General features: G+C 44.1%; 1 protein-coding gene. It reads left to right on the top strand.

Annotation, left to right across the window (positions count from 1 at the left end; genetic code table 11):
- The first annotated feature begins 43 nt into the window (after positions 1-43).
- Positions 44-658: a hypothetical protein gene (locus H9653_RS12400; protein ID WP_191692593.1), complete on the top strand. Its 615-nt coding sequence runs from the start codon at positions 44-46 to the stop codon at positions 656-658.
- Positions 659-669: the final 11 nt, after the last annotated feature.

The raw sequence follows: 669 nt of genomic DNA on the forward strand, positions 1-669 counted from the left end.
GTGAGAAAGTCGCCTAAGAGCTTTTGCTTTTAGAATCCCCCACTTGAGCTTGTCGAAAGTGGCGGGAGTATGTCAAAGAAAAGAAGTTCTAGGGAACTTTGACGGCTGCTTAAACTTTATGATTATGGGGTTTACCGCCGCTCTTAAACTCACTATGGACCATTATCCAGCGCAACCACCGCATAAGGGTAGTTTGAAGCATTATCTAGCGCGTGAGTTTGTGGATCAGATAAATCGTCGTAGTGCGCGGGATGTAGAGGTAGGGGCGCAGCTGAATTTTATTGAGGACCCTGATTTACTACTTGAGACTAACGGCACTTTTGAAACCATGAAGCTTCTAGATGAATGCTACTCTATTATAGAAAAGATTGAGGGCGGGCTGGTTAAGTATGAAGCATTCAATGATGAAAACTATGTCTCGCCAGCCGCGTATCCAGCTATCAACGAACAAGAAGCAGCTGAATTCATGGCAAGATATAGAGCCGAAACTCATAATGAGTTGGCCAACTTCTTCATTGGTTTTGACCCTGACGCTATCGACTCTTTAGACTTTATGTGCAATGTGATGCTAGAGATGAAAGGTCACTTATTACAGTTGACATACTCCCGCCACTTTCGACAAGCTCAAGTGGGGGATTCTAAAAGCAAAAGCTCTTAGGCGACTTTCTC

This window comes from Psychrobacter communis (genome assembly GCF_014836505.1).
In the GTDB taxonomy this organism is placed as follows: Bacteria; Pseudomonadota; Gammaproteobacteria; order Pseudomonadales; family Moraxellaceae; genus Psychrobacter; species Psychrobacter faecalis.